This is a genomic window from Parendozoicomonas verongulae (assembly GCF_009711465.1).
Lineage (GTDB): Bacteria > Pseudomonadota > Gammaproteobacteria > Pseudomonadales > Endozoicomonadaceae > Sansalvadorimonas > Sansalvadorimonas verongulae.
Window position 1 is genome coordinate 1 of the sequence record NZ_SMME01000524.1, and the last position, 712, is coordinate 712.

Annotated in this window: 1 protein-coding gene; it reads left to right on the plus strand. The window is 50.6% G+C overall.

What is annotated here, in order from left to right:
* Positions 1-712 (plus strand): hypothetical protein (locus E1189_RS22760; protein WP_196220956.1); only part of this gene is annotated, 712 nt, incomplete at both ends.

Here is a 712-nt window from a genome sequence, read left to right on the forward strand (position 1 = left end):
AACAGCAGCCCTGTTCCACAACTTTGCAGAGAACAGGGCAGAAATTTTACTACCGGAACTGTTCTCAAACACCCATGCTGTTATCAACGCCTTTCCTGGCAGCATCAGTTACTGGGATACCAAGGTCACAGAGCAGTCAGACTGGGGGTTTTCCGGATTACGGGATATCGGAGATGCAGAGCTCTATGGCACCATTAGCAACATACGCTTATGGGAAGACAGTGGCTGGCAATTTCCAACCGTTGCCCAGCGTGCGGCTTTTGTGAATATTATCTGCTCCAATCTCATGGTCGGTCTATTGCACTATATGCGCTTGCACAGAAAGAGCCTGGACTGGTATTACCTTAACCAGACCTCTTGTCAACGGCTGGCTGACTGGATAGATACCCATTTCACCAGCTTTCTGCAGAGTCTTCTGGGTGATGAAACCCGCTTGGGAGACCTGTTTCCGAATACCCCATGCTATAAAAAGTGGCTCAGCAGTACCGCCAGGGAGATTCTTTACTGGAGTGCCGTTCAGAATCGCCAAGGTCAGGAGTGTTTTGCCAGGCACCTGCGAGATACCGGGCGCCCCTGCCGTGAACTCTACCCTGATCATCCATTCCGTTATCACACTTATCCCGATGATTTTACCGGCAGTCAGGGTCGGGATCATCTGGGCTTAACCAGCCATAAAATGCCACTGTTTTTCCTGATCCGGGGTTTCTACCTG